Here is a 5,392-nt window from a genome sequence, read left to right as displayed (position 1 = left end):
AAAACAAAAAAACCTCATACTGATGTATGAGGTTTTAAATAAAAACTGGCGGCGACCTACTCTCCCGCTTTCGCAGTACCATCGGCGCTGGTGGGCTTAACTTCTGTGTTCGGAATGGGAACAGGTGAGCCCCACCGCTAAAACCACCCTAAAGATTGTATATGGTTGATTGTTTTTAGTTGATGATTGTTAGTTTTTTACTATCAACTGCAACTTATTACTATCAACTTTTTTATCGGTAAATTTCATCACAAAGGCAAAACCTGTATTGCACTTATAAGGCTTGGTTTAATGTGTAACCAAAGGCTATAAATCTACGGGTAATTAGTACTACTCGGCTATGCTGTTACCAACTTTACACCTGTAGCCTATCAACGTTGTCATCTCCAACGACCCTTAAAAGATGTCTCATCTTGAGGCGAGTTTCGCACTTATATGCTTTCAGTGCTTATCTCTTCCAAACATAGCTACTCAGCGGTGCACCTGGCGGTACAACTGATACACCAGAGGTTTGTTCAATTCGGTCCTCTCGTACTAGAATCAAGCCCTCTCAAACATCTAACGCCCGCAATAGATAGAGACCGAACTGTCTCACGACGTTCTGAACCCAGCTCGCGTGCCACTTTAATGGGCGAACAGCCCAACCCTTGGGACCTTCTCCAGCCCCAGGATGTGACGAGCCGACATCGAGGTGCCGAACCTCCCCGTCGATGTGAGCTCTTGGGGGAGACTAGCCTGTTATCCCCGGAGTACCTTTTATCCTATGAGCGATGGCCCTTCCATGCGGAACCACCGGATCACTATGTCCTGCTTTCGCACCTGATCGACTTGTAGGTCTCACAGTCAAGCACCCTTATGCCATTACACTCTACGCACGGTTACCAAGCGTGCTGAGGGTACCTTTGAAAGCCTCCGTTACTCTTTTGGAGGCGACCACCCCAGTCAAACTACCCACCACGCAATGTCCTTCTGAAAGAAGTTAGGCTCCAAGTAAGCAAAGGGTGGTATTTCAACGTCGGCTCCACCAACACTAGCGTGCCAGCTTCATAGCCTCCCACCTATCCTACACATTGCTTACTCAAAGTCAATACGAAGTTATAGTAAAGGTTCACAGGGTCTTTTCGTCCCATTGCGGGTAATCGGCATCTTCACCGATACTACAATTTCACCGAGCTCGTGGCTGAGACAGTGCCCAGATCGTTACACCATTCGTGCAGGTCGGAACTTACCCGACAAGGAATTTCGCTACCTTAGGACCGTTATAGTTACGGCCGCCGTTTACTGGGGCTTCAGTCAAACGCTTCGCTTACGCTAACGCCCTTCCTTAACCTTCCAGCACCGGGCAGGTGTCAGACCCTATACAGCATCTTTCGATTTAGCAGAGTCCTGTGTTTTTGATAAACAGTCGCCTGGGCCTCTTCACTGCGGCCACCATTGCTGATGGCGTCTCTTCTTCCGAAGTTACGAGACTATTTTGCCTAGTTCCTTAGCCACGACTCACTCGAGCACCTTAGGATTCTCTCCTCGACCACCTGTGTCGGTTTTGGTACGGGTTGCTTCACTTCGGCTTTTCTTGGATCCAATTACACTACAACAGCTTCGCCCGAAGGCTAGGCCTTGACACTTCCGTCCGTCTTCAGTAGCTACATCGAACCGTCCCCTTTTATTGTGAGCAAGTTAGGGAATATTAACCCTATGTCCATCCACTACCCCTTTCGGGTTCGCGTTAGGTCCCGACTAACCCTCAGCTGATTAGCATGGCTGAGGAAACCTTAGTCTTTCGGTGAGCGGGTTTCTCGCCCGCTTTATCGTTACTTATGCCTACATTTTCTTTTCTATAAGCTCCACAATACCTCACGATACTGCTTCTGCGCCGATAGAATGCTCTCCTACCGATTACTTACGTAATCCCATAGCTTCGGTAATATGCTTATGCCCGATTATTATCCATGCCGGACCGCTCGACTAGTGAGCTGTTACGCACTCTTTAAATGAATGGCTGCTTCCAAGCCAACATCCTAGCTGTCAATGCAGTCCAACCGCGTTGTTTCAACTTAGCATATATTTAGGGACCTTAGCTGTTGGTCTGGGTTCTTTCCCTTTCGGACATGGACCTTAGCACCCATGCCCTCACTGCTGATGAACATTTATTAGCATTCGGAGTTTGTCAGGAATTGGTAGGCGGTGAAACCCCCGCATCCAATCAGTAGCTCTACCTCTAATAAACTTAACATCAACGCTGCACCTAAATGCATTTCGGAGAGTACGAGCTATCTCCCAGTTTGATTGGCCTTTCACCCCTACCCACAGGTCATCCGAAGACTTTTCAACGTCAACCGGTTCGGTCCTCCACTCTGTGTTACCAGAGCTTCAACCTGCCCATGGGTAGATCACAAGGTTTCGCGTCTAATCCTACTAACTATGCGCCCTATTCAGACTCGCTTTCGCTCCGGCTCCGGTACTTAATACCTTAACCTCGCTAGTAAAATTAACTCGTAGGCTCATTATGCAAAAGGCACGCCGTCACAGAATAAATCTGCTCCGACCGCTTGTAGGCGTACGGTTTCAGGTTCTATTTCACCCTTCTATTCGAAGTGCTTTTCACCTTTCCTTCACAGTACTTGTTCACTATCGGTCTTTCAGGAGTATTTAGCCTTGGAGGATGGTCCCCCCATATTCAGACAGGATTTCACGTGTCCCGCCCTACTCATTTATCATCTATGTATGTCTTTCGAGTACAGGATTATCACCTTCTATGATTGTTCTTTCCAAAACATTCCTCTAAACATATAAAGACTTTTGGGCTAATCCGCTTTCGCTCGCCACTACTTACGGAATCTCTTCGATTTCTTTTCCTCCGGGTACTTAGATGTTTCAGTTCTCCGGGTTTGCTCCTCTTGCGAGGTAATACATCTTCAATGTATTGGGTTGCCCCATTCGGATATCTACGGATCAATTCGTGTGTGCCAATCCCCGTAGCTTTTCGCAGCTTACCACGTCCTTCGTCGCCTCTGAAAGCCTAGGCATCCGCCATACGCCCTTAACGATTTCTTTCCTATTGGTTACTCAAGCACTTATAAGTGCTCGGTTTTCTCTTTGTGATGTCTTTACCGTTAATGTCAATGATCTTATTTCTTCTTTTCCAACTGATGAACAGATGTTGTTTTTGGCTCCATCCGTAACTTTTAAACCAGTTTTCTAAAACTGTGGAGAATAAGGGAGTCGAACCCTTGACCTCCTGCGTGCAAGGCAGGCGCTCTAGCCAGCTGAGCTAATTCCCCTCTAGGTGTTTCGGGTTTCAGGCAATTTTGTTCCTAGTTTTAACTCTGAACTTTTAGCTCTAAATCCTAAACTTTAATTAGTAGTCTCGGGCAGGCTCGAACTGCCGACCTCTACATTATCAGTGTAGCGCTCTAACCAGCTGAGCTACGAGACTGTCTTTTTAGACTTTTAGATGATAGAACCAAGAACCAAGACCAAATTAATGTCTTTTATCTTTCTTCTTTTATCTTTCTTCTTCGTCTCAATCCCTTTTACTAATTTCTAGTGGGTTTTGTATTGTTATATATCAACCAAATAAAAAACTAAAGCATAAACTTTAAGCAAGTATGTACATTTAAGTACTTAATTTTGTTTAACGTCTAAAGACGCTCTAAAATGAGATGTTCCAGCCGCACCTTCCGGTACGGCTACCTTGTTACGACTTAGCCCTAGTTACCTGTTTTACCCTAGGCAGCTCCTTTTACGGTCACCGACTTCAGGTACCCCAGACTTCCATGGCTTGACGGGCGGTGTGTACAAGGCCCGGGAACGTATTCACCGCGCCATGGCTGATGCGCGATTACTAGCGATTCCAGCTTCATAGAGTCGAGTTGCAGACTCCAATCCGAACTGAGACCGGCTTTCGAGATTTGCATCACATCGCTGTGTAGCTGCCCTCTGTACCGGCCATTGTATTACGTGTGTGGCCCAAGGCGTAAGGGCCGTGATGATTTGACGTCATCCCCACCTTCCTCTCTACTTGCGTAGGCAGTCTCACTAGAGTCCCCAACTGAATGATGGCAACTAGTGACAGGGGTTGCGCTCGTTGCAGGACTTAACCTAACACCTCACGGCACGAGCTGACGACAACCATGCAGCACCTTGAAAATTGCCCGAAGGAGGATCTATTTCTAAATCTGTCAATTCCCATTTAAGCCTTGGTAAGGTTCCTCGCGTATCATCGAATTAAACCACATAATCCACCGCTTGTGCGGGCCCCCGTCAATTCCTTTGAGTTTCATTCTTGCGAACGTACTCCCCAGGTGGCTAACTTATCACTTTCGCTTAGTCTCTGAATCCGAAAACCCAAAAACGAGTTAGCATCGTTTACAGCGTGGACTACCAGGGTATCTAATCCTGTTCGCTCCCCACGCTTTCGTCCCTCAGCGTCAGTTGTAACTTAGTAACCTGCCTTCGCAATTGGTGTTCTAAGTAATATCTATGCATTTCACCGCTACACTACTTATTCCAGCTACTTCAACTACACTCAAGACTTACAGTATCAATGGCAGTTTCACAGTTAAGCTGTGAGATTTCACCACTGACTTATAAGTCCGCCTACGGACCCTTTAAACCCAATAAATCCGGATAACGCTTGCACCCTCCGTATTACCGCGGCTGCTGGCACGGAGTTAGCCGGTGCTTATTCATACAGTACCTTCAGCTACTTACACGTAAGTAGGTTTATCCCTGTATAAAAGAAGTTTACAAACCATAGGTCCTTAATCCTTCACGCGGGATGGCTGGATCAGGCTTTCACCCATTGTCCAATATTCCTCACTGCTGCCTCCCGTAGGAGTCTGGTCCGTGTCTCAGTACCAGTGTGGGGGATCACCCTCTCAGGCCCCCTAAAGATCATTGACTTGGTGAGCCGTTACCTCACCAACTATCTAATCTTGCGCGTGCCCATCTTTATCCGCCAGAGCTTTCAATATTAAACGATGCCATTCAATATATTATGGGGTATTAATCTTCCTTTCGAAAGGCTATCCCCCAGATAAAGGCAGGTTGCACACGTGTTCCGCACCCGTACGCCGCTCTCAAGATTCCGAAGAATCTCTACCGCTCGGCTTGCATGTGTTAGGCCTCCCGCTAGCGTTCATCCTGAGCCAGGATCAAACTCTCCATTGTATGTTTGTCTGACTCACTCAAAGTTTTTTAACGCTTTAGTTTTTTCCTTACTTGGTTGTTATATTGTATTTCAATGATCTCTTTTCTTTCGCTCCTACAGATCAACCTGTCTCGTTGTTTCTGATTTGCGAGTGCAAAAGTAAAACTTTATTTTTAATTGACCAAATATTTTTTAAAAAAATTTAAAATATTTTTCAGAACCCTTAGCCTTCACTATTTC

Annotated in this window: 2 tRNA genes and 3 rRNA genes; all 5 read right to left on the bottom strand. The window is 46.3% G+C overall.

The features are described 5' to 3' along the window. Positions 1–43: 43 nt before the first annotated feature. A 5S ribosomal RNA gene (gene rrf, locus AC2A1C_RS15665) occupies positions 44–151 on the bottom strand. A gap of 153 nt (positions 152–304) precedes the next feature. Continuing rightward, positions 305–3,054 (bottom strand): 23S ribosomal RNA (locus AC2A1C_RS15660). A gap of 153 nt (positions 3,055–3,207) precedes the next feature. Next, positions 3,208–3,281: transfer RNA gene (locus AC2A1C_RS15655), tRNA-Ala, on the bottom strand. A gap of 81 nt (positions 3,282–3,362) precedes the next feature. Further along, a tRNA-Ile gene (locus AC2A1C_RS15650) sits at positions 3,363–3,436 on the bottom strand. Positions 3,437–3,655: 219 nt separating this feature from the next. Further along, a 16S ribosomal RNA gene (locus tag AC2A1C_RS15645) occupies positions 3,656–5,172 on the bottom strand. The 16S, 23S and 5S rRNA genes sit together here with 2 tRNA genes alongside, the layout of an rRNA operon. Between the last annotated feature and the right edge of the window lie 220 nt (positions 5,173–5,392).

The sequence above is a fragment of the Chryseobacterium sp. HNCC26DJ241 genome, assembly GCF_057180505.1.
This window is presented reverse-complemented; position numbering and strand designations above follow the sequence as displayed.